General features: G+C 54.8%; 19 protein-coding genes. 5 read left to right on the top strand and 14 right to left on the bottom strand.

All coding sequences use genetic code 11. The annotated features are described in order from the left end of the window. Positions 1-72: 72 nt before the first annotated feature. Genes HV302_RS17805 through HV302_RS17790 form a run of 4 tightly spaced genes read right to left on the bottom strand, consistent with a single transcriptional unit; the run spans position 73 to position 4,837 of the window. Positions 73-1,581, bottom strand: a complete 1,509-nt coding sequence (locus HV302_RS17805) for an FGGY family carbohydrate kinase (RefSeq protein ID WP_047358062.1) — start codon at positions 1,579-1,581, stop codon at positions 73-75. Between the two features lie 32 nt (positions 1,582-1,613). Beyond that, a complete protein-coding gene (locus HV302_RS17800) occupies positions 1,614-3,032 on the bottom strand; it encodes an L-fucose/L-arabinose isomerase family protein (RefSeq protein WP_047358063.1) in 1,419 nt (472 codons plus the stop codon). Positions 3,033-3,066: 34 nt separating this feature from the next. Beyond that, positions 3,067-4,014, bottom strand: coding sequence for a transketolase family protein (locus HV302_RS17795; RefSeq protein ID WP_137367282.1), 948 nt, complete (start codon positions 4,012-4,014; stop codon positions 3,067-3,069). Then, complete coding sequence (locus tag HV302_RS17790) at positions 4,007-4,837, bottom strand: transketolase (protein WP_137379418.1); 831 nt, start codon at positions 4,835-4,837, stop codon at positions 4,007-4,009. The genes HV302_RS17795 and HV302_RS17790 overlap by 8 nt, the downstream gene beginning before the upstream one ends. A gap of 316 nt (positions 4,838-5,153) precedes the next feature. Between HV302_RS17790 and HV302_RS17785 the strand changes: the two genes are divergently transcribed. Further along, positions 5,154-6,104: a sugar-binding transcriptional regulator gene (locus HV302_RS17785; protein WP_047358065.1), complete on the top strand. Its 951-nt coding sequence runs from the start codon at positions 5,154-5,156 to the stop codon at positions 6,102-6,104. 82 nt (positions 6,105-6,186) lie between these two features. Here the strand turns inward: HV302_RS17785 and HV302_RS17780 are convergent, their stop codons facing one another. The 6 genes from HV302_RS17780 to HV302_RS17755 form a co-directional block, all read right to left on the bottom strand. Further along, positions 6,187-7,275: an ABC transporter permease gene (locus HV302_RS17780; RefSeq protein ID WP_181598480.1), complete on the bottom strand. Its 1,089-nt coding sequence runs from the start codon at positions 7,273-7,275 to the stop codon at positions 6,187-6,189. A 1-nt stretch (position 7,276) separates the two neighbouring features. Beyond that, entirely contained in the window at positions 7,277-8,803 is a 1,527-nt protein-coding gene (locus HV302_RS17775) for a sugar ABC transporter ATP-binding protein (RefSeq protein ID WP_016152184.1), read from the bottom strand. Beyond that, the gene (locus HV302_RS17770; protein ID WP_016152185.1) at positions 8,803-9,411 is read right to left on the bottom strand and encodes a DUF2291 family protein; all 609 of its coding nucleotides are present in this window, start codon (positions 9,409-9,411) and stop codon (positions 8,803-8,805) included. The genes HV302_RS17775 and HV302_RS17770 overlap by 1 nt, the downstream gene beginning before the upstream one ends. A gap of 11 nt (positions 9,412-9,422) precedes the next feature. Continuing rightward, positions 9,423-10,364 (bottom strand): D-ribose ABC transporter substrate-binding protein, encoded by a 942-nt coding sequence (locus HV302_RS17765; protein WP_016152186.1) that lies wholly within the window; start codon positions 10,362-10,364, stop codon positions 9,423-9,425. Positions 10,365-10,481: 117 nt separating this feature from the next. Then, a complete protein-coding gene (gene entD / locus HV302_RS17760; protein ID WP_181626367.1) occupies positions 10,482-11,144 on the bottom strand; it encodes an enterobactin synthase subunit EntD in 663 nt (220 codons plus the stop codon). Between the two features lie 50 nt (positions 11,145-11,194). Next, positions 11,195-13,489, bottom strand: coding sequence for a TonB-dependent siderophore receptor (locus HV302_RS17755; protein ID WP_181626366.1), 2,295 nt, complete (start codon positions 13,487-13,489; stop codon positions 11,195-11,197). Between the two features lie 253 nt (positions 13,490-13,742). Here HV302_RS17755 and fes point away from each other — a divergent pair, with 253 nt between their 5' ends. From fes to entF, 3 genes are read left to right on the top strand one after another with little or no spacing between them, the layout of a single operon-like run. Continuing rightward, the gene (gene fes / locus HV302_RS17750) at positions 13,743-14,960 is read left to right on the top strand and encodes an enterochelin esterase (protein WP_016152189.1); all 1,218 of its coding nucleotides are present in this window, start codon (positions 13,743-13,745) and stop codon (positions 14,958-14,960) included. A 30-nt stretch (positions 14,961-14,990) separates the two neighbouring features. Continuing rightward, the gene (locus tag HV302_RS17745; protein WP_095715175.1) at positions 14,991-15,209 is read left to right on the top strand and encodes an MbtH family protein; all 219 of its coding nucleotides are present in this window, start codon (positions 14,991-14,993) and stop codon (positions 15,207-15,209) included. After that, positions 15,206-19,096, top strand: coding sequence for an enterobactin non-ribosomal peptide synthetase EntF (gene entF, locus HV302_RS17740; RefSeq protein WP_181626365.1), 3,891 nt, complete (start codon positions 15,206-15,208; stop codon positions 19,094-19,096). Before HV302_RS17745 ends, entF begins: the two co-directional genes overlap by 4 nt. 45 nt (positions 19,097-19,141) lie before the next feature. Here the strand turns inward: entF and fepC are convergent, their stop codons facing one another. The 3 genes from fepC to fepD are packed head-to-tail and all read right to left on the bottom strand — an operon-like array spanning position 19,142 to position 21,956. Then, positions 19,142-19,963 carry an iron-enterobactin ABC transporter ATP-binding protein gene (gene fepC / locus HV302_RS17735; RefSeq protein WP_016152192.1) on the bottom strand — a complete coding sequence of 274 codons (822 nt, stop codon included), beginning with the start codon at positions 19,961-19,963 and terminating at the stop codon, positions 19,142-19,144. Then, positions 19,960-20,952 carry an iron-enterobactin ABC transporter permease gene (fepG, locus tag HV302_RS17730; RefSeq protein ID WP_016152193.1) on the bottom strand — a complete coding sequence of 331 codons (993 nt, stop codon included), beginning with the start codon at positions 20,950-20,952 and terminating at the stop codon, positions 19,960-19,962. Before fepG ends, fepC begins: the two co-directional genes overlap by 4 nt. Then, on the bottom strand, positions 20,949-21,956 hold the full coding sequence (fepD, locus tag HV302_RS17725) for a Fe(3+)-siderophore ABC transporter permease (RefSeq protein ID WP_095715177.1): 1,008 nt from the start codon (positions 21,954-21,956) through the stop codon (positions 20,949-20,951). The genes fepG and fepD overlap by 4 nt, the downstream gene beginning before the upstream one ends. Before the next feature lie 109 nt (positions 21,957-22,065). On the opposite strand from fepD, the gene entS reads away from it, so the two are divergent. After that, positions 22,066-23,304 (top strand): enterobactin transporter EntS, encoded by a 1,239-nt coding sequence (gene entS, locus HV302_RS17720; RefSeq protein WP_181626364.1) that lies wholly within the window; start codon positions 22,066-22,068, stop codon positions 23,302-23,304. A gap of 58 nt (positions 23,305-23,362) precedes the next feature. Here entS and fepB read toward each other — a convergent pair whose 3' ends face one another. Beyond that, a complete protein-coding gene (gene fepB, locus HV302_RS17715; protein WP_016155944.1) occupies positions 23,363-24,319 on the bottom strand; it encodes a Fe2+-enterobactin ABC transporter substrate-binding protein in 957 nt (318 codons plus the stop codon). Between the last annotated feature and the right edge of the window lie 179 nt (positions 24,320-24,498).

Raw genomic sequence — 24,498 nt, 5'->3', positions numbered from 1 at the left:
GCTTTTGAAGAATTAACAGTGCGCCCACAGTCAGTTATGGCTGCGGGCGCATTTATCATTAGCGTTGATTTATTAACGGGTTTGCCAACGGGTGCGTTCGACGGCTCCTTGCCATTCATGCCAGCGTTTTTGCAATCTCCCATGGCGCGCCATGTTTGGCTGGAACGATACGTGATCGGGCAGATAATCTCGCAACTGGCTGGTAGATGCACCCTGCAGCTTCTTGCGTGCCAGCAATCCGGCACCGATAGCGGAAAGTTCAGGGATATCGCTGCGCATCACCGGACAGCCCAATAAATCGGCTTGATACTGCATTAGCCAGTCATTTTTTGTTGGCCCGCCATCAACCATTAACGCGCTGAGTCGAAAACCGTTGTGCTGACGCATCGCTAAAACAACATCGGCAATCTGATAGGTAATCGACTCCAGTGCCGCACGTACCAGATGTGCGCGTTTCACTCCGCGGCTGAGACCGTGAATCAACCCCCGGGCATCTTCATCCCACCAGGGCGCGCCCAGCCCAGTAAGTGCCGGAACAAAATAGACGCCCAGCGTGGAGTCAACCGTGGCGGGCAGCGTATTGAGCTCATGAAGCAGTTGCTCTTCCGGTAATTCGCTTAGACCTGTGCTATCGGCCATCCATGCGACGGCATCTCCCGTATGCGGAATATTACCTTCCAGTCCGTAGACCAGGGTGTCACCGTCATGCCAGGCTATGGTCGTTGCCAGCGCGCTCACCTCGGACTGCGCCGAGAATACGGGTGCCATAACGGAAGATCCGGTGCCATAGGTCGCTTTGACGCAGCCTTCCATACCCAGCCCATGGGCAAAAAGCGCAGCATGAGAGTCGCCAATCATCGCCAGAATAGGGATTCCATCAGGTATCCTCTCCAGACCTTTTGTTACGCCAAAATGGTGGCTGGAAGGGCAAACTTCGGGCAACGCCTGCTGCGGAATACCGAATAGAGCCAACATCTCGTTATCCCATTGTCCGCTGTTGAGATTGAGCAACTGCGTGCGTGAAGCGTTGGAGATATCGCAACGAAATTCCTCGCCGTGCGTTAAGTTCCACAGTAACCAGCTATCGATGGTCCCGAGACATATTTCCCCTTGCTGTGCGAGCGTCATACCGTTGGGAACTGACTCCAGCAGCCAGCGCATTTTAGAGGCGGAAAAGAGTGGGGCAACGGGTAATCCGGTGATGGATTTTATGTACGCCTCGTGCCCCTGTTCACGTAATGCACGGCAAAAATCGGCCGTGCGCGAACATTGCCAGGTGATAGCAGGGCCGAGAGGGCGACCGCTGGCACGATACCAGCCTATCGCCGTTTCACGTTGATTGCTGATCGCCAGCGCTGCGACGCGTTGTGCGCCGACGCAGGTAATGGCTTGTGCCACAACATCCAGTGATGCGTCCAGAAGTGCATCACCTGACTGCTCAACCCAGCCTTCACGGGGCGTGTGGATCGCCAGCGCGCGGGAGAACTTCGCGACCACGTTTCCCTGACCATCCAGCGCTACGGCTTTGGCATTGGTGGTGCCTTCATCAAGCGCAATAATAATGTCTTTTTGTGCTGACATTGTTTTCTCCAGCCCTTCGGTTTCCCTGAGTATTAGCGATGGAAAAAGGTATCCACCCCGAGATAGCGGGTGAAAGCTTCATGCAGTACCTCTGCGCTGGCGGAATGGTTCATTGCCACGTGATGCTCAAAGCCATTACGACAAATCCAGGCCAGTAGATTCTCCAGATGAGGTACCTGGATTACCGCTCGGCAGCCGACAGTGTCCAGCGGATCGTCAACCGATAGCCCTTCGCCGACGTAGGCTTTGATTTCGCCGGTTAAATCGTCGGTACTCAGGCGGAAGTAGGTCAAGGCACCGCTTTTCATACGACCGTGAACTGCACCGCAGGTGTTCTCTTTACCGACGGTGGTACCGATGATATCCGCCGTCCCCATCTTCGGGCTGTCCAGACTGGCTGATGCGAAATTACCGCAGTGAAAAAGAACGCATTTATCACGATCGTCGCCGAAATTATTATTCCAGTCGGCAATGGATGCTGGACTTAAGTTGCTGCTGGCGAGGGCGTACATTGACAACGCGCCCATCACATCCACTTCGCAGGCACTGGGCATTAACTGCCCGGACATCACGCTCATGATTGAGCACACGTTGATGCCTAAATTTTCCTGCAGCGAGGTCCAGCACTGGATGGCAGTCGTATCAATATCATTAGCGATGACCCATTCGCTGATAACGACAAACAGTTTTGCCATGGTGACCAGTTTGTCGGCTGGAATGGCGCTGGCGTCGGCGTTATCCATCAACAGGCGGCGTTTTTCATCCACCCGGATATCGTCGTCGCGCAGTCGTTTGATGCGGGTAAAGACTTCAGACAGATCCAGTGTTTCGACGGCAATACCCAGTCTTTCGAGCAATTTTTCGCTGTAGCGGACGGTGTTAAACCCGGCTGGACGTGCGCCGATAGCGCCGACGCGAACTCCGCGCATGCTGGCGACCACGCGACAGATTTGTTCGAAACGTTTCAGGTCTTGTGCAAACACCTCGCCTGACAGGTCGCAGACATGCTGGGTGGTTAGCGTAAACGGAATACCGTACTGGCGCATGTTATTGCACAGGGAGATCTTGCCGCAGAAGCTGTCACGGCGAGTGGCAAGCCCCATTTTATCCAAGTTGTCTTCCTGCGCCTGGATCAGAACCGGGACATCTAAACCGGAAAGTCGCAGCGTTTCCGCTATCGCTTTTTCATCGCCAAAGTTCGGCAGTAGTACCACCACACCGTGGATCTTGTCGCGGTGAGCGCGGAAAAGTTCAGCACAAACTTTCGCATCCTGACGGGTTTCAACACCGCCGAGTTCTGTCTGCGTTTCGTTGAGCATTATGGTGTTAATGCCCAGCCGCTCAAAGAGCACGCTGGCTTGTTCGCGGGCTTCAGCAACCAGATAGCTCGGGAAAAATCCCCGATTGCCAATAATCACCGCCATGGTCAACTGATGAGGAATTCGTGACATCGCTTTCTCCAGTAAGTGTTCTGTTGTTATTGTTTTATCGTGTTGCCAGCAACAGTGCGGTGGCGTTTTTCACGACACCCGCCGCGTCAATTTCATGGTGCGCGCGCGTTGCTGCACGATCGGCTGCGATTGCATATTGGCCATCGGCAATCCCCAATCTACGCAGTGGAATAGCACAGCCAGCTTCTGCCAGCACTTCAGCCACCAGACTTCCCACGCCGCCATTAATGTTATGTTCTTCCACGCTAACCACTGCCTTGCAGTGGGTTAAAGCTGCCAGTAACTGTTGGGTATTGCAGGGACGAATTGACGGTACACTGATTACGCTGGCGTCAATACCCGCCTGTTCCAGCACTGTGGCAGCCTCGACAATTTCATGCACAGTTGAGCCCATTGCCACCAGTGCGACATCTTTTCCTTTGCGCAAAATATCGATATTACCCGGCGCGAACTGGTAGTTTTCGTCGTGTAATTCGGGTAAGGCTTTGCCATCCAGGCGAATATAAACCGGACCTATGTGGCTTAAGGCGTAATCGAGAATCTGTCGGCATTCCACCGGACAGGACGGGGCGTAAATCTCAATATTGCCAAAACCGCGTAGCACGGAAATATCATCAATGCTGTGGTGCGTACTGGCGAGCGGTCCGTAGCTGGCCCCTGCGTTCAGGCCAATCAACTTCACGTTGGTATTGTTGTAGCAAATGTCGACTTTAATTTGCTCATTGGCCCGTGAAATCAAGAAGGGCGCAGCGTTACAGGTGACGGCGATTTTACCGCCCAGCGCCAGTCCGGCAGCAGCACCGACCAACGTCTGTTCGGCAATACCCACGTTGACCAGACGATCGGGAAATTCCTTCATAAATGGGGCGATTTTTGCTGTTGATGTTGAGTCAGCCACCACTGGCACAACATCCATTCCACGTTTGACCGCAGCAATTAACGTGTTCACCATGACGGTGGCGAGGTGTTCGCTATTACGCATCTTTCAGTTCCTCCAGCGCCAGTTCAACTTCTTCTCCTTTTGGCACGCGATGGTGCCATTCCGGGCGGCCCTGGATAAAAGAGATCCCGGCTCCTTTGGTGGTGTGTGCAATGACGACATATGGCTTGCCTTCAGGGGGTAATCCTTCCAGCGTGCGTACCACATCACTCATATCGTTCCCGCGACACTCTGTGACTTGCATACCGAAGGCTCGCCATTTTTCATCCAGCGGATCGGTGTTCATGATCTCTTTGGTTGATCCGGCAAGCTGGAGGTTATTTTTGTCGTTGATGATAATCAGGTTATCCAGTTTATAGTGGGCAGCGACCAGTGCTGCTTCCCAGTTGCTGCCTTCGGCCAGTTCACCATCACCGGTGACGACAAACACCCGGCGTTTGCTGTTGCTGCGTTTAGCCGCCAGCGCAATCCCTACTGCAACCGGCAGACCGTGACCTAGAGCTCCGGTATTCAATTCAATTCCTGGCGTTTTATGTTTTACCGGATGCCCCGGCAGATGCGAATCGGCGTGTTGATAGGTCGCCAGCCAGTCCACAGGAATAAAACCGGCTTCTGCCAAGACACAGTAGTAACCGCCCACAGCGTGACCTTTTGACTGGATGTAGATATCGCGCTCGTCGCTCTCTTTAATCTCCGGGGAGCAATTCAGGATGCGAAAATAGAGTGCTGTCAGCAGTTCAACCTGCGACAGGTCTGCGCCAGTGTGCCCGCCAGCCGGGCTTTCAGCATTCAACACGATAATGCGGCGACGCACGGCACGTGCTTTCTTTTCTAGCTCTGGTATTGAGAGCGAAAACGGATTCATAAGACACCTCTTGAATGTTTAATCTTAAACGAATAAATATTCCGTGTGAGTGCAGTAGTGCAACTGTCTCTCTACCCACTACGTAATCTGCAGATAAAACAGTCAGTCGTTATTGGTTAGAATAAATATTCACTACTGATTTATTATTCACGATTAAAGATATGCCTTGTCTGGCGGTTTGTCTACGGCTTGTGCCACCAAATTTTGGAGAAAAGAGAAAAGGATCACACTAACGTGATAACTGGAAAGGTACTGATGACTTGTTATCTATTCAGGTATGAATAAAAATAACAGGCAGTTTATCAGGGGGAATGCCATGTCAAAGCAGGATGAACAGCGGTTGCTGGTTAAGATTGCCACGCTTTACTACGCCGAAAATAAAAAACAGTCTGAAATCGCCACGCTGCTGCATTTGTCGCAGTCCTTTGTCTCCCGTGCTTTAACGCGTTGTCAGAAAGAAGGGCTGGTGAAAATCACCGTCGTACAGCCGACCAATATCTTTGTGGCGCTGGAAAAAGCCATTGAAGAGCAGTTTGGTATTCGTCAGGCGATTGTCGTGGATGTCGGTGACAACCCCAGCAATACGCAAATTAAGCATGCTATTGGCAGTGCGGCGGCGCATTACGTTGAAACCCGCCTGCGAGCCGAGGACTTGGTTGGAATTTCCTCCTGGAGTAGCACCATTCGCTGTATGGTCGATGAGATGCACCCGCAAAATATCCGTGCGGCGGGGGTGATCCAACTGCTGGGCGGCGTAGGGCCGAATGGTAACGTGCAGGCCACGATTCTTACGCAACAGTTGGCAGCGCACCTTGGCTGTCCGGCCTGGCTGCTGCCTTCACAAAGTATTGAGCATTCGGTTGAAGAGCGTACACGGTTGGTTAACAGCCCTGACGTTGCCGCGGTGGTTGAAAAGTTTGCTGAAGTGGATGTGGCAATTGTCGGTATTGGCGAACTGGAGCCTTCTCAATTGCTGAAAAACTCAGGCAACTACTACAACGAAGAAATGTTGCGACTGCTCGCCGAGCGCGGCGCAGTAGGCGATATCTGTCTGCATTATTACGATGCAGCAGGTAACCCGGTACTCAGCCATGAGGAAGACCCGGTCATCGGAATGGAGCTTTCGCAGATTCGGGAGTGTAACCACGTGATTGCTTTGGCTGGTGGTGTGGAAAAACAGAATGCGATACGCGGGGCATTGCAGGGGAATTATATTGACGTATTGATCACCGACTACCCGACAGCCCGCAGTCTGGTGAAAGGGTGATGTCACGGTGAGTTAAACAATTGACAGCCCCAGGAGGCCCCTGGAGCTGTCTGGTTGTGCATATCAGACTTTTCAGAGGGGATTACTGACTTTCCATCGCCGCCTTTTGTGCTACCACCGCGGCTTTTTGCTGCATCCGGTTTTGCATCTGGTCGATGATGACCGCGACGATAATCACGATACCTTTAATCACCATTTGCCAGAACTCGCTGACGCCCATCATCACCAGACCATCGGCCAGAAAACCGATAACGAAAGCGCCAATCAGCGTGCCTAAAATCGTGCCCCGTCCACCGGCCAGTGACGTACCGCCGAGAACCACTGCGGCAATGGCGTTCATCTCAAATGCCGTACCGTTGGCCGGATGACTGGCGGAAAGCTGTGCCGAGACCACAATTCCAGCAATCGCGGCACACAGTCCGGATAGGGTATACACCCAGATTTTCACCTGTTTTACTTTTACCCCTGACAGCTCAGCAGCGCGCTCGTTATCCCCGATGGCGTAAACGTGGCGACCAAAGGGTAGACGACGAGCGACGTAAGCAATGACCAGTGCCAGCACAATCATCATCCAGATGGCCCACGGAATCCCAAACAGTGTACCGGCACCAATCTCATCAAAACCGGTATTGCCGAGCTGCGGATTGCCGGAAAGCCCGGGAAAGGTTTGCCCATCGGAGGTCAGCATCGCCGCCCCGCGCAAAACGTACATGGTTCCGAGCGTACAAATAAACGGTGCGACGTTATAGTGGGTGATGATCCAACCATTCGCCGCGCCAATCAGCCCACCAATCAACAAGACGACAGGCACAATCACCCAGACGCTGGGGAAAATTGCGATGCCGAACATTGGCAATACAATGCCTTTAGTGATTAGCCATCCTGCGACCATGCCGCACAGCCCAAGCGTAGCGCCAATTGAGAGATCAATCCCGGCGGTAATAATGACAAACGTGATCCCCAGCGCCAGAAAGGCGTTAATGGCGATATGCTTGATCATAATGACCATGCTGCCGCCAGAGAGAAATCCCGGTACGGTGAAGGCAAAGAACCCGACGATTAAAAACAGTGCAATAAAAGTGCGCAGTTTTAGGATTAGTAGCAGGATATTTTCCCGAGAGAAGGCGACTGTGGAGCGAGGCGCGATGGTGGCGGATTGTAGTGTTTTCATATCAGAACCCCTGAGCACTTGCGGTTACCAGCGCCGATTCTTCGGCACGATCGCGGGCGATATCGGCAGTTAGCTTGCCGCCGGACATCACCAGAATGCGGTCAGAAACCGCCATAATTTCTTTTAAATCTGAGGTGGAAAAGACCACAGCAATACCTTGCTGGGAAAGCTGGACCATCATGCGGAACACATCGGCTTTCGCCCCGACATCGATGCCGCGTGTGGGTTCGTCAAGAAAGAGAATTTTGGGATTGGTGAGCAGAGAGCGACCAATCACCACTTTTTGCTGGTTCCCTCCGCTCAGCGCCTGAATTTCAACCTCTGGCGAGGAGACTTTTATCGACAGATTGCCAATTGTGCTGGCGACCACGGCCTCTTCATCTTTGCGGGCAATGGCAAAACCACGTTGCAGACGCCGCCAAAGGCTGGCAATGGTCAGATTGGTGGCGACGGATGAAATGGGGAAAATCCCCGTGCGCTTGCGATCCTCCGGCACCAGACTCATTCCCATACGGATGCGATCGGCGGTGGTTAAGCGCTGCGGGACCGGTTTGCTGTCGAGCCACAGTTTTCCGAGGTAGTTGCGCTCAGTACCTAACAAGCACTCGAACAATTCGGTTCGCCCAGCCCCCATAAGTCCATAGATACCGACAATTTCACCGGCATGAACGTTAAAGGTGACGTCATTGACGACTGCGCTGCCAGCGGTATTCACGCAGGTGATATGTTCAGCTTCCAGAACCGGAGCTCCAAACGTGCGGCCGGGTTCGAGAAAGTTGCTTACCGGATCACTGCCCAGCATCTCGCGCACAATCCACGGGACATCGATGTCGATAACCTTGGCTTCGGCTTGAAATTTACCATCGCGTAAAATAGTGATCACATCGCCAATTGCCATCAATTCTTCGAGACGATGGGAGATATAGATTATCGACACACCCTGGCGAGTAAGTTCACGGATCACGCGAAACAGAATCTCGACTTCAGTTTTACTGAGCGCTGAGGTGGGTTCATCAAGAATCAGGATATCTGCATCTTCAGCCAGTGCTTTGGCGATTTCGACCAGCTGTTGCTGCCCTACTTTGAGATTGCCAACCAGGTCGCGCGGTGATATCGGCTGATCGAGCCGGGTTAATAATTCCGCGGTGCGTTTCTCTTGCTCGGCCTCATTGATGGGGGCCACGCCTTTTTGAATCTCCCGACCGAGGAAAATGTTTTCCGCGACGGTGAGGTTCTCAAACAGGTTTAACTCCTGATGCACCATACCAATTCCATGTGCCGCAGCATCCCGGGTGCTGGCAAAGCGCACGGGATTTCCATTGAGCGACATCTCACCGCTACTGGGTTGCTGAACGCCAGCGAGGATCTTCATCAACGTCGATTTCCCCGCACCATTCTCACCAATAATCACATTCACCTTGCCACGCCAGACCTGATAATCGACGCTGTCCAGCGCAATTGTGCCGGGAAACAGCATTGAAATGGCATGCGTGCGCAGGATGATGTCATCCGCTGAGGTATTGCGCATTAGTGAGCCTCCTGTTCCAGCGTCAGTGCTGCTGCGTTTTCCGCTTTTCCAGCATTCAACGTCACGGCGAACAGCACCGTGGCAGTCTTCCCTTGCCAGCTAGTGTCAACGGCGGGTAACTGTTTCGCCGCTTCACGGTTATAAGCCCGTGACAGTTGGGCAAACTGAACCTGGTTAGTAAAATCTTCAAACTTGAAACCACTGGCATCGCGAATAGCATTGCCACGCATTACCGGGCCAATCTGAATCGTGACGGGCATATCATTGACCCTCACCACGATGGTGTGCTCTCGCCCATTGGTGGTGTCGACGCTATCAATCTGGCTGGTCAGGCGTACAAACACGCTTTCGGGAGCGGGTGAGGGGGCCTTCAGGCGAGTGGTCAGCGCTGAAGCATCCAGAACATGTTGCTGTGCCGCTTCCAGGACGCGGGATTGCCAGGTTTGTTGCGCGATCTGATCGGGAGTCTGGTTGTCGAAACTGGCTTTGGCCTGAGGATCGGCCGGGATAATTGGTTTGCCGTTTTCGTCGAGGTCAACTACCGTACAGGCCGTCAGCAACAGGGTGGCGCATCCAACCAGCGCGGCACCCCATTGTGTTAACGACATAGTGCCTCCGCTTAGTGGCTCAGGTTGAACTTGTTCAGCTTGCTGGCATTGGTTTCGTCAATCAGCACGCAATCCATGAGCTGTTTTTCTTCTTTCTGGGCTTTGCCGTTTTTCAGATAGTAATCCGCCTGCTCAACAGCCATTTGTGCCTGCTGCCAGCCGGGCTGCAGTACTGTCGCTTTAATATTGCTTTTATTAATGATTGAATCGCGGGTGTAGTCGCTGCCATCAAAACCGACCACGATGACATTATTTTTCCCCGCCGCTTTTAGTGCGGCTTCTGCACCCAGCGCCATAGTGTCGTTACCTGAGATCACGCCTACGATATCTGGGTTGGTTTGCAAAATGGCTTCCATTCGGGTAAAGGCTTCGGTTTGGCTCCAGTTTGCCGTCTGCTGGGCTACCATTTTCATGTCCGGATAGTCATCGAGTACATCGTGATACCCCTGCGAGCGTACATGGGCGTTGGTGTCGGATTGACGTCCCAACAGTTCAACGTACTTCCCTTTTCCGTCCAGTAACCTGGCGAACTTCTCTGCGCCGAGCTGTGCGCCTTGATAGTTATTCGACACGATTTGCGCCACCGCGATACCGGTTTTATTGATTTCGCGATCGATCAGAAAAGCAGCTACACCCGCTGCTTTGGCTTTTTCCAGCGGCCCTACGGTGGCATCTGCACCCGCATTATCGAGAATGATCGCTTTTGCTTTACGAGCAATAGCAGTCTCAATCAGTTGGTTTTGTTTATTGACGTCATCATCATGAGAGGCAACCAGCGTGGCGTATCCCAGCTCTTTTGCTTTGGCGACTGCACCGTCGGCTTCGGCTTTAAAAAACGGGTTATCGTGAGAAGGGGTAATAATCGCAATCAGTCCGTTGTCGGCAGCATACAGCGAACCCGATGTGGTAAGGATCGAGGCCAGTAATACGGATTTAATCAAGGTCTTGTTCATCTCTTTCTCCACTTTGAATATTTATTCAAATATGATTTATTATTCAAGTTAACGATAAGTCGAGATAATCGAACTGTCTACGATTTGCGCAGCTAATTTCTTAAAAAGAGAAAAGGATCACGATCCTGATGGTGAGGATGGAAATAGCGTCACGATATTTTTATCACGCTGAAACCAATGAACGTGAACTTCTTGATTGCCGAGGTTTGCCGAAAATGACGGCATGATTTGTAATGTTAATTGCTGAGTCGTGAGTGCGGTGATTTTTGCGCTGGTGAAACCTGGTAGCCCCGATGCCTGATTGGAAAACGCCTTATACAGGCTCTCCTTTGCGCTGAATACCAGGGTTAAGGCGAGCGGAAAGGGCAGGCAGGTATGCTGCAAAATCTGATGTTCGTGGTTATCAATAATACTATCAGCCAGCTCAACTGCGGTTTGTGGTGTAAAAATAGCTTCTATATCCAGCCCAATGGGATGCGTTGATACGACCGCCAGCGCCGTTGTTGCGCTATGGCTGATGCTGCCAAACAGATCCTGCGGCCACAATGGTTGGCGTTGCACACCGATGCCGGGCACGGTTTTGTGGCCAAATTCACGCAGTGCGTGGACTGCGGCAATGCGCCCCGCTAAGTGCTCAGCTTTACGCTTACGCCCACTGAAGTGGAGCTGAGTGTGGTGGGGAAGCCAGAGCAGGTCGTGCTCATGGAAAGTGTCGGGATCAAATTCGACAATGTGCAGCGTATGATCTGCGAAAGGGAGCTGGATGTGCGTTGTGTGCATGATTTCTTACGGTTTCCCTCTCCCCGCAGCGAGGAGAGGGAAAAACGTTATCAGAAGTGTGTGTTAACGCTCATGAACCACGTCCGGCCCGGTTCGTTATAGGTGTATGCGCCAGCGCCCGCCATGTAATAGCCAGTTTTGTTGTCGCTGGTGGTTTGGGCATTACCTTCACGCCACAGACGTTTGTCGAAGACGTTATCCACGCCGCCGGTCAGGCTGACGTTTTTCGTCACATCCCAGGTCGCACTCAGGCCGACAATGCTGTACGGACTCACTTCCTGGGCTGAACTGCCAGTCACCGGTTTCCCCTGGTAATCGTATTTTTTCGGCTGCTGTTTGCCGTACCAGGTGAAGGTGGATTGCAATGACAGATCTTCGCGTGCCTGCCAGCTCAGGGTTGAGTTCAGCGTGTATTCAGGAATAATCGACAGGCGTTCGCCGGTCTCTTTATTCTTACTTTGCAGCATGTAGGTAATGTTGTTGGTCCAGGTTACGGTCTCGCTAACCGGCACGTTCAACGTCCCTTCCAGACCTTCCACCACCGCTTTAGGCACGTTTTCCCACTGATAGATATCGGTGTAGGTTGTTGTTGTTTTACCTGTGGTCGGGTTTTGCTGGGTAATCGATGTTCTGCTTAACGGTACGGTTCCTGCTTCAATCTTGTTGCGATAATCGTTGCGGAACCAGGTTACTCCGGCCAGCCAGCCATCACGTTTGAACTCCAGACCAATCTCTTTGTTGATACTGGTTTCGGCCTTCAGATCATCGTTGCCCATCATGTAGCAACCAATACCGGTCGCTGAGCCGGTGGCGTAGCAACCCTGACCTTTACTGTACAGAATGTAGTTCGGGTTGAGCTGATACAGGCTTGGCGCTTTATAGGCGCGCGCAATCCCCATCTTCAGGGTGAAGTCATCGCCCAGACCTTGGGAAAGGTTCAGGGACGGACTCCAGTTATCGCCCACAATGCTGTGATGATCGAAACGCAAACCTGGCGTCAGCATGGTGCTGTCGGTCAGTTCCATATTGTTTTCAGCAAACAGAGAGAAAATCTCTGCGTCTGAGTACGGGCTGCGGTTGGTGCTGCTGGACCCAGGAATATTACCGCCCATAAAGGTCTGAGTATTGGAACTCATGTCCTTCATGCGCTGCTGGTTCCATTCGGTACCGAGCGTCAGATTTTGGTTAACAAACAGGTCGAATGGAATGCTAATTTCGCTGTGCAGGGTGACATCCGCCAGGTCAGTGTCGGTAAAATGATTACTGTTAAATAGCCCTTCAAGACCTCCTGCCAGACCTTCACCCAAACGGGAGTTGCGGGTATGTTCGTATTGCGCCCAGTTACTGGTGGTAATGCCATTGTCCCAGCCGCCGTTCCACGTCAGCGCATAGTTCTGACGGTACATACGGTTGGTTTCTTTACCGTAGTATTTTTTTACCAGTCCGTTGGTTTTGTTATCGTTGTTGGTGTTCTGGGTGTCGCCAGCGTATAGATTGCCCTGGCGGCTGTAGCCGGCTTCAAACTCCAGCGATTGCATTGGCGCAAAATCCCACCGCAGTTGGCCGTTGATATCTTTGTTTTTTACCCCTTCACGACCCGCTGGCATGGTATCTGCGTAGTCGCCCGTACGTGCAGACTGGTGACCATCGTTAATATCCCACGCGTCGGCCTGGGTTTTATCGAGATTACCGTACAAACGGAAGCTGAAATCCCCGCCCAGCGGACCGTTCAGGCTAAAGTTGGTGCGTTTGGTTGAACCTTCGTCTTTATGTTCCGGGGCGTTGAAATAGGTATCCCAGGAGCCGTGCCATTCGTTGCTGCCTTTTTTGGTGATGATATTCACCACGCCGCCAGCCGCACCGTTGCCATAGCGTGCCGCGGCAGGACCGCGCAGCACTTCAATACGTTCGATCATTTCTGGTGGCACCCAGGCAGTATCGCCGCGGGTATCACGCTCGCCGCGCCAGCCCTGACGCACAGAGTTACGGCTGGTTACCGGTTTGCCGTCGATCAGAATCAGGGTGTTTTCCGGCCCCATGCCGCGAATATCGATTTGGCGGTTGTTGCCGCGTTGACCGCTGGTTGAGTTACCGGTCAGGTTGACGCCTGGCATGGTACGGATGATTTCCGACACATCGCGAGCGGGAGGATTCTTACGAATTTCATCAGCGGTAATGGTTGAAACGCCCGGTGCCTGCAGGTTCTGCTGGGCGGCGGTAACCACGATGGTGTCTTCATGAGAGACAGCGGCGCTATCGGTTTGATCTTCTGCCATCGCTGGCAGGGCTACCCCGTAAATCCCTAAATTGACCAATAAGGCCAGTGAATGAATCTTGTTGTTCATTGTATGTCCTGCTGTTCTTTTAGCCACGAGTACCAATGTGCCGTGGTGCGGCATTTGGTCTGATGTCGCCCGCATCCGCGTAAACCCTCCATTCCAGAAAAAGTACGCAGCGCCAGGCCGGTTTATAAGTGGTGAAAAACTGTGCGCGCTTCCCACAGCGCGACAATACGCTATTGCAAATGCAAATAGTTATCAATAATATTATCAATATATTTCACGCTAGATCATAAAATTTGACAATAAACATGGGGTTATGGCGGTGACGACGTTAAAGATGGGAAGCGAGGCGTGGTGGCAGTCAAAAAAAGGCCCGGAGTGGGAGCGTGAAGACAACGGAAATTATCGGGTAACCTTCTGGTGGCGCGACCCGCAGGGAACGGAAAAAGAGTCAGCCATTCACCGCGTATGGGTCTATATCACCGGCGTCACCGACCACCATCAAAATGCCACCCCGCAGTCGATGCAACGCATTGACGGAACAAATGTTTGGTGCTGGAGTGTTTCCCTCAGCGCCAACTGGCGCGGCAGTTACTGTTTTATCCCAACAGAACGAAATGATATTTTTGCCGCGCAGACGCCGGGCGAAGCGCCTGACCGAACCGTGCTGCGTGAAGGCTGGCGGCAATTGTTGCCGCAGGCCATTGCCGATCCCCTCAATCCGCAGAGCTGGCAGGGCGGTCGTGGTCATGCGGTGTCTGCGCTGGAAATGCCTGATGCACCCGTACAACCGGGATGGGATCGACCTGAAAACCCCGACTCGCCCGCAGTTTGCCTGCAATGGCGTAGCGCCAGACTCGGCAATACACGCCGCGTGTGGGTGTTTACCACTGGTGAAGCTCAGCCGGAAGCGCGTCCGCTGGCTATCCTGCTGGACGGACAGTTTTGGGCACAGAGTATGCCGGTCTGGCCTGCGCTGACTTCACTCACCCATCGCGGACACCTCCCGCCCGCCGTTTATCTCCTGATTGATACCATCGACACGGCTCACCGCAGCCGCGAACTGCCGTGTAATGCGGATTTTTGGTTGGCAGTACAGCAGGAGTTATTGCCGCTGGTGAAGACCACGACCGCGTTCAGTGACGACCCGCAGCGTACCGTCGTCGCCGGGCAAAGTTTTGGCGGGCTGTCATCGCTGTATGCCGGGCTTAACTGGCCCGCGCGCTTTGGCTGCGTGCTCAGCCAGTCGGGCTCTTATTGGTGGCCGCATCGCGGTGGTCATCAGGATGGGGCGATCGTTGAGCAACTGAAGAGCGGAAAGATAAGCGCCCAGGGGCTGCGTATTGTCCTGGAAGCCGGGATCCGCGAGCCCATTATTTATCGCGCAAATCAGGCGCTATATGCCCAGTTACCCTCTGCACCACAGTCTATTTTCTGGCGTCAGGTTGATGGTGGACACGATGCGCTTTGCTGGCGCGGCGGACTGATGCAAGGGCTGATCACGCTCTGGCAACCGCTTACCGACACGATTTAACCGGACGATGTTCCACGACAGGAGTTGAGTATGGAATTCAGTAACCCCTTCGATAATCCGCAGGGCCAGTTTTACATTCTGCAAAATCCCCAACGTCAGTTTAGCCTTTGGCCGCAGCAATGCTCACTTCCTGCTGGCTGGACGGTCGCGTGCGAACCCCAATCACAGGAAGCCTGCCAGCAATGGCTGGATGCAAACTGGACCACGTTGGCGCCAGCGAACTACGTCGATGTGCAGGAGGCTCCATGACTCAACGTTTACCGTTAGTTGCGGCTCAGCCGGGGATCTGGATGGCGGAAAAACTCTCCACATTGCCCTCAGCGTGGAGCGTGGCGCACTACGTAGAATTAACCGGCGAACTGGACGCACCGTTGCTGGCGAAAGCGGTAGTGGCGGGTCTGGAGCAGGCCGATACCCTACGGATGCGGTTTAGCGAAGATAACGGCGAGGTCTGGCAATGGGTAGACTCTGCGCTTGCCTTTGCGCCACCAGAAATTATCGATCTGCGCGAAAAATCCGATCCGCATGCGGCAGCGCGCGCCTTGATGCAGGCAGACCTGCAGCAGGACATCCGTGCTGATGGCACTAAGCCGCTGGTTTTTCACCTGCTCATTCAGGTGGGAGAAAAGCGTTGGTATTGGTATCAGCGTTACCATCATCTGCTGATTGATGGCTTCAGTTTCCCTGCCATTACCCGCCAGATAGCCGCAATTTACCGCGCATGGCTGCATGGCGAGCCCACGCCGGAATCACCTTTTACGCCATTTTCTGAGGTGGTGGAAGAGTATCAACAGTATCGGCAAAGCGATGCCTGGCAACGCGACGGCGCCTTCTGGACCGAGCAGCGAAAGCAACTCCCACCTCCTGCTTCGCTGTCTAACAAACCCCTGCCAGGGCGGTCGGCCAGCGCGGATATTATTCGTCTGAAGTTAACCGCGCCTGAAGGGGAGTTTCGCCGGCTTGCGGCACGTATGCCAGACGTTCAGCGTGCGGATCTGGCCCTTGCGCTGGTGGCGCTGTGGCTCGGACGTTTATGCAGCCGAATGGAATATGCCGCCGGGTTTATCTTTATGCGGCGTATGGGCTCGGCGGCGCTCACGTCCACCGGACCGGTTTTAAACGTCCTGCCATTTGGCGTGCAGTTGAATGCGGCAGAAAGCTTGCCTGCACTTGCCCAACGACTGGCCGCACAGTTGAAGAAAATGCGCCGACATCAGCGATATGATGCTGAGCAAATTGTTCGCGACAGCGGGCGCGCAGCCGGTGCCGAACCGCTGTTTGGCCCGGTACTGAACGTGAAAATATTCGACTATCAACTGAATATTCCTGGCGTTCAGGCGCAAACCCATACGTTGGCGACAGGTCCGGTGAACGATCTGGAGCTGGCGCTGTTCCCGGATGAAAACGGCGGGCTGAGTATTGAAATCCTGGCCAATAAACAGCGCTACGATGCCGCGACGCTGGCGCAACATGCATCACGTTTAACCGCGCTTATCGCGCAGTTTGCCGACAATCCGTCGCTATGCTGCGGCGATGCCGGGATGCTGTTGCCGACAGAACATGAGCGGCTGGCGAAGATTAACGACACGACCGTGGCGATTCCGTCCACCACGCTGAGCGCGCTGGTGGCACAGCAGGCCGATAAAACGCCGGATGCCCCGGCGCTGGCTGATGCCCGCTATCAGTTTAGCTATCGTGAAATGCGCCAACAGGTTGTGGCGCTGGCGCGCCGCCTGCGCGAGCGTGGCGTACAGCCTGGTGACAGCGTTGCCGTGGCATTACCGCGTTCCGTGTTCCTCACGCTGGCGCTGCACGGTATTGTTGAGGCGGGAGCCGCCTGGCTGCCATTGGATACCGGATACCCGGACGATCGCCTGCGGATGATGCTCGAAGACGCGAAGCCAAAATTGTTGATCGCGACCGAAGAGCAACTGGCGCGCTTTAGCGATATTCCGGAGCTGGAAAGTCTGTGCTACAACGCGCCGCTGCCAGAAGAGGATGCTGCACCGCTGGCGCTATCTCAACCTAATCATACGGCCTATATTATTTTTACTTCCGGTTCTACCGGCAGACCAAAAGGGGTGATGGTTGGGCAAACAGCCATCGTTAACCGTTTGCTGTGGATGCAAAATCACTATCCTCTGACCGCGGATGATGTGGTGGCGCAAAAAACGCCGTGCAGTTTTGACGTCTCGGTATGGGAGTTTTTCTGGCCGTTTATTGCCGGGGCAAAACTGGTCATGGCAGAACCTGAAGCGCACCGCGATCCGCTGGCGATGCAGCAGTTCTTTGCGCAGTCAGGGGTGACGACCACGCACTTTGTTCCCTCTATGCTGGCCGCTTTTGTTGCTTCACTGACGCCGGAAACCGCGCGGGAGAGCTGTGCCTCGCTGAAACGGGTATTCTGCAGCGGCGAAGCCTTACCTGCAGATTTATGCCGCGAATGGGAACAGTTGACTCATGCGCCACTGCACAATTTATACGGGCCAACGGAAGCGGCGGTCGATGTGAGCTGGTATCCGGCCTGGGGGGACGATCTCGCTGCCGTAACGGGCAATAGCGTGCCGATTGGCTATCCGGTATGGAATACCGGTTTACGGATCCTGGACGCCATGATGCGCCCGGTGCCCTTTGGCGTGGCAGGTGATCTCTATCTGACGGGGATCCAACTGGCGCAAGGATACCTGGGGCGAGCGGATCTAACCGCGAGCCGCTTTATCGCCGATCCATTTAACCCTGGTGAACGCATGTACCGTACCGGGGATGTGGCGCGCTGGCTGGAGAATGGCGCAGTGGAATACCTCGGGCGCAGCGATGACCAGCTTAAAATTCGCGGACAGCGCATTGAGCTCGGTGAGATTGATCGGGTGATGCAGCAGCTGCCAGATGTCGAACATGCCGTAGCCCACGCCTGCGTATTCAACCAGGCGGCGGCGACAGGCGGCGATGCACGACAGTTGGTGGGGTATCTGGTGTCGCAATCGGGGTTACCGCTAGATACGTCTGCATTGCGGGAAACTCTGCGTGAAAAACTGCCTGCGCATATGGTGCCGACGGTATTGTTGCAACTGGCGGAGCTGCCGCTGAGTGCAAACGGTAAACTGGATCGTAAAGCGCTGCCGATGCCGCAGTTGACGTCGCGTACGTCAGGACGTGCGCCGCGAGCAGGGACTGAAACCGCCATCGCGCAGTCTTTTGCGGCTTTGCTGGATTGCGAGGTTAATGACGTAGAGGCTGACTTCTTTGCGCTTGGCGGACATTCGCTGCTGGCGATGAAACTGGCAGCGCAGTTGAGCCAGATTTTTGAGCGTCAGGTAACGCCTGGGCAAATAATGGTGGCTTCTACTGTTGAACAACTGAGTGCACTGCTGGAGAGCAATGATGATGAAAAGTCGCAGCGTCTGGGATTCGAGACGCTGCTGCCGCTGCGTGAAAGTCATGGCCCAACGCTGTTTTGCTTCCATCCGGCGTCGGGTTTCGCCTGGCAGTTTAGCGTGCTGTCGCGTTACCTCAGTCCGCAGTGGTCGATTATTGGCATTCAGTCGCCGCGACCGGATGGCCCTATGCAGACGGCGGAAAACCTTGATGCGGTATGCGAACATCACCTGGCAACGCTGCTCAGCCAGCAGCCTCATGGTCCCTATTATTTATTAGGCTACTCGCTGGGGGGGACGTTGGCGCAGGGAATCGCCGCACGCTTACATGCCAGAGGAGAGACAGTTGCATTCCTGGGGTTGCTGGATACCTGGCCTCCGGAAACGCAAAACTGGCAGGAAAAGGAGGCCAATGGGTTGGATCCCGCGGTACTGGCCGAGATCGAGCGTGAACGTGAAGCGTTTCTGGCAGCGCAGCAGGGGAATGCGTCAGAGGCCTTATTTAATGCTATCGAAGGCAACTACGCCGATGCGGTTCGCCTGCTCACCACGGCACACAGCGTGCCGTTTGCTGGTCACGCCACGCTGTTCGTTGCTGAGCGCACTTTAGTGCCGGGTGTCAGTCCTGAACGCAGTTGGTCACCGTGGATATCCAGTCTGGATGTATATCGTCAGGACTGCGCGCATGTCGATATCATAACCCCTGAAGCGTTTGAGAAGATTGGGCCTGTCATGCGTGACCTGCTCCAAAATATCCAATAAACGTCATCGGGTCAGCGTGTTAAACGCTGACCCGTGTAGTCATCTCTATAGAGATGACTGGGTATGAATTTTCGGTGTACGCCCAAGCGGCACCACTAACGGCGTTCCGGCAACCGGATCGTCGATAATCATACAGCGCAGACCATAGATTTTTTCAATAAGCTGCGCGGTGACGATCTCCTTCGGCGCACCCTCGGCAACAATTTTTCCGTCACGCAGCGCAATCAGATGTGTCGCATAGCGACACGCCTGATTAAGATCGTGCAGAACGGCGGCCAGCGTATACCCTTTCTCCCGGTTTAGCTCACTCAGCAGCTCCAGCAGATCGATCTGATGGCTGATATCCAGCCAGGTGGTAGGTTCGTCGAGCAGCATAATCGACGTTTCCTGCGCCAGCACCATCGCAATCCATGCGCGCTGGCGTTGTCCACCGGAAAGGGTATCCACACTTTGTGACGCAAGATGAGTGATTCCCGTCGCCTGCATTGCGTTTGAGACCGCGATTTCATCCTCATTTCGCCAGCGAGTAAACAATGGCTGGTGCGGGTAGCGCCCACGGGCAACCAGCTCCTGTACCGTAATATCACCCGGCGTGGTGGCGTTCTGCGCCAACAAACCTATTCTGCGAGCAACCTCTTTGCTGGCATAGTGCTGGATATGCTCGCCGTCGAGCCAGACCTTACCGTGCGCGGGCGTCATCAGACGACTAAGCGTGCGCAGTAGCGTTGATTTTCCGCAGCCGTTTGGCCCGATAATTGCGGTGAAGTGACCGTCTGGAATCGACACATTGAGGTTTTCCGCTACGGTAAATTTGCCATAACCCAGTGTTAACTGGTCGCCACGCAAACGGGCTACTGATTCGATCATTTTTTGCGGGACTCCTGAATTAACAAGACGATAAGATAAATACCGCCGAGGCTTACGGTGACAACGCCCACCGGAAGCTGATAAGGCATAAACAGCTGTTGGGCGCATAAATCCGCCATCAACAGCAGCAACGCGCCACACAGCGCCGACAGGGTTAATCCCCAGCGCGATGTGCCGCTAATCCGCCGCGCGATATGTGGGGCGACAAGGGCAATGAACGAGATAGGGCCAGCCAGCGCGGTGGCTGCAGCGGTCAGTACAACCGCAACCAGCATCATCATCAGACGTGAGCGCTCTACGCTGACGCCAAGCGCACAGGCGCTGTCATCACCCATTTCCAGTAAACGCATCCGGCGCACCAGCAGCGTGGCGCACACCAGCATAAGGATAATCAGTGGGGCAGAAGGCCAGGTTTTGGCCCAGGTCAGGCCATTGAGCGATCCGGCGTTCCACAGTCCGGCGGTCAGCGCGGTTTCTAATGATGCCTTCAGCAGTAGCCAAGTGTTGAACGCAACCAGCATGGCGCGTATGCCGATCCCAATAATAATCAGCCGGAAGGTGTCGATACCATTGCGCCAGGCGAGCGCCCAGACCACCAGAGACGTCAGGACCCCGCCAACCATGGCCGCAAGCGCGATAGCGGTGAGATGCTGTCCGAACAGCACCATTGCCACCAGCACACCGCTCCAGGCACCGGTATTGAAACCCATCACATCCGGGCTGCCCAGCGGGTTGCGCATCAGCGACTGGAATATTGCACCGCTCACGCCGAGCGCCGCGCCAATCAATAGCGCCATCAGCACGCGCGGCAAACGCCATTCGGTCACCACCAGCGTAATACTGCGCGGCGCATCGCCAAGCAGGGCGGCAATAATTTGCTGGGTTTCCAGCGTCACGACGCCGCTACGCAGGCTCCATAAGCCAACGGCGAGACAACCTACAACCAGCAGCAGGCTGCTGACTATCAGGCGGCGGGAGAGGTGCATCATGCGCCACCCCCGCGCGGTTTCCGGCGTACCAGAAAGATAAGCACCGGCGCGCCGATAAATGCGCTGACCACTGAAACGCGCAGTTCGCCGGGGACAATCAGGCGACCGATGATATCGGCAATTAACAACAGAGAGGGGGTTGCCAGCAGAGTAACGGGCAGCGACCAACGGTGATCTGCCCCCACCAGCCAGCGCGCCATATGCGGCATCATCAGGCCGATAAAGGCGATAGGGCCAACAATCGCGGTCGCACTGCCGCACAGTACGGTAATCACCAACAGGCCAATAAACTGCGTGCGAGCGACTTTGCTGCCAAGCGCGGTGGCGGTGTCGCTCCCGAGGCTCAGGCTATTCAGAGCACGGCTAAGGAACAACGCGATAGCCGCGGCAATCAGTACCGGCACCAGGACGACCTTCAGCGTTTGCAGGCTGCGGATATCCAATGAACCGGCCTGCCAGAAACGCAACTGATCGTAGACATCCGGGTTGAGCAGGGCGATTCCGGTGGATAATCCTTCCAGCACCGCGCCCAGCGCAACGCCCGCCAGCGTCAGACGCACCGGGCTTAACTGCCCGCCGCCCTGGCTGCCGGTAAATGCCACTATAAGCGACGCGGCCAGCGCCCCGGAAAAGGCCATCAACAGTTGTTCTTGCGCAGAGGAAAAGCCGAACAGCGCGGCTCCCAGCACAATAGCGAAGCTGGCACCGGAGTTAACGCCCAGAATGCCGGGATCGGCGAGAGGGTTACGCGTGAGCGTTTGCATTAATGCACCAGCCAGACCCAGCGCCCCACCGGCGAGAAGCCCCGCCAGCGTGCGCGGCAGTCGCGCGTCCAGCACGATGGTGCAATCAGCGCTTTGACAACTGCTGGTAAGTGCATCCAGCACCACGGAGGCAGGTAGCGACTTGGCGCCAATAACCAGACTTAATACCGTGGTGAGAACAAGTAATAACAATAGTCCGGGCACGGCGAAGGCACGTGTCGCGGAAACAGAGCATGACATATCAACTTCCCTGATAATGATAGTAATTATCGTTATCGATCTTATTTGGATATGTTAGCATGTGCAGCCATCGAATGGATATTGAAAAAGTACCTGGTAAGGCTCTGTAATGAATCGACAATCCTGGCTGCTCAATCTCAGCCTGTTAAAGACCCACCCTGCATTTCGCGCCGTCTTCCTCGCCCGTTTTATTTCCATTGTCTCTCTGGGGCTACTCGGCGTGGCGGTTCCGGTACAGATCCAGATGATGACCCAGTCGACCTGGCAGGTAGGTTTGTCAGTGACGTTGACCGGCAGCGCAATGTTTATTGGTCTGATGGTGGGCGGGGTGCTGGCCGACCGCTATGAGCGTAAAAAAGTGATCCTGTTGGCTCGTGGAACCTGCGGAATCGGCTTTATTGGTCTGTGTCTGAATGCGCTGCTGCCCGAACCGTCGTTACTGGCGATTTATTTGCTTGGCTTATGGGACGGTTTTTTTGCCTCGCTGGGCGTGACCGCGTTGCTGGCGGCAACACCGGCGCTGGTTGGGCGGGAGAATTTGATGCAGGCCGGGGCGATTACCATGTTGACGGTACGTCTGGGTTCGGTTATTTCGCCGATGCTTGGCGGGGTATTGCTCGCTACCGGCGGCGTGGCCTGGAACTACGGTCTGGCGGCCGCGGGCACTTTCATTACCTTGCTGCCGTTGCTGAGCCTTCCCGCGCTGCCGCCTCCGCCGCAGCCGCGCGAGCATCCGCTAAAATCGCTGCTGGCAGCATTTCGCTTTCTGCTTGCCAGCCCGCTGATTGGCGGCATTGCGCTGCTTGGCGGTCTGTTGACTATGGCGAGCGCCGTGCGCGTGTTGTATCCCGCGTTGGCGATTAACTGGCAAATGTCGAGTGCGCAAATAGGTCTGCTGTATGCGGCCATTCCTCTTGGCGCGGCGGTGGGCGCGTTGACCAGCGGGCAACTGGCGCACAGCGTGCGTCCGGGACTGATCATGCTGGTATCGACCGTGGCTTCGTTCCTGGCTATCGGTCTGTTTGGGTTGATGCCGGTCTGGGAGCTTGGCGTTGTCTGCCTGGCGCTGTTCGGCTGGCTGAGTGCGGTCAGCTCTTTGTTGCAGTACACCCTGTTACAGTCGCAGACGCCAGAAGCGATGCTCGGGCGAATTAACGGTTTGTGGACTGCGCAGAACGTTACAGGAGATGCGATCGGCGCGGCGCTGTTAGGGGGGTTGGGGGCGATGATGACACCGGTTGCTTCAGCAAGCGTAAGTGGGTTTGGGCTGGTGATTGTCGGTCTGCTACTGCTGCTGTTACTGGGAGAAGTGCGCCGATTCCGACAAATGCCTGTGAATGCCGGATAGCGTTGTCCTCTACGGTTTGTAGGCCGGATAAGGCGTTAGCCGTATCCGGCGCTGGCGATTAAAAGAGAGCTGACAGACGTTGCAGCAGCAGGGTCGCGCTGTAGTAGTCGAGACGGAAGGTTTCCGTACCCAGGGCGTAAACACGTTTATTCTGCACGGCAGGCAGATGCGCCAGCAGCGGATTAGCATAAATGGCGTCGGCATCTTTGTTGTCGCCAGCGAACAGGAACAGCGCTTCGCCGTTCAGGCCAGCCGCCAGGTTCTCACCGCCAAGCTGGATGATATCGTGGCGTTTGCCCTGACTCTGGCTGGTGTGCAATCCGGCAGGCAGCGGTGCCAGGGTGAAACCTAACTGCTCCATCAGCTTGCCCTGCGCCGACTCAGGCGTCCACAGGTTGGCGCTGTGCGCTGCAGCGGTGTATACCAGCGCGCTGACCGGTTGCGGCGGTAGGGTAATACGCTGCTTGACCGCCTGCAGTTGCTTATCAAACTCGGCAATACGCGCAGCCGCCTGTTGCTCCTGACCGGTAATTTCACCTAACTGCGTCAGCAGCGCCTGCCAGCTTTTGTCGTCGTAATTAATGATTAGCGTTGGCGCAATGGTGGACAACTGATCGTATAGCGCGAGGGCTGAATCTCCCCCGGTGGCGCTGATTAGAATCAGATCCGGCATTTGCGCCGCCACGGCCTCAGCGCTCGGTTCGCCGATATACAGGCGGCTCAGTTTGCGCGCTTTTGCCACTTCGCTCCACTGGCGTAAAAAGCCCTGTGCATCGCCGATGCGATTGTTCGGCGTAGTGGCGCCGCTGGCGATGACCGGGGCATCAATTGCCAGCAGCGAGCCGGTGAGGGTGACGCTGGTGGAGACAATTCGCTGCGGCTTATGTTCCAGCGTATGCGTACCACGACTGTCGGTAACCTGACGTGGCCAGTCGGCGGCATAACCTGAAGAAATTCCTGAAATAGACAAACCTGCCAGTAAGAGCACGGTGCGGCAAAAAGAGGGGAGACTCACGAATCAGCATCCTGTTATCAGTATAAGTAATGCTTCTCATTTTCATTGTTAGTGGACAAGGATGCAAGCCAAAGTCGCACATTGTGCTGCCACAAGAGTTGACATACCGCCGCTTTGCTTTTAGGTTAGCGACCGAAAATATAAATGATAATCATTATTAGAGCTTTTATCATTTTTGG

Origin of the sequence: Citrobacter sp. RHBSTW-00859 (assembly GCF_013729795.1) — a bacterium.
Classification (GTDB): Bacteria; Pseudomonadota; Gammaproteobacteria; order Enterobacterales; family Enterobacteriaceae; genus Citrobacter; species Citrobacter braakii.
The sequence above is the reverse complement of the archived record's forward strand: the minus strand, read 5'-3'. Positions and strand labels throughout refer to the sequence as shown.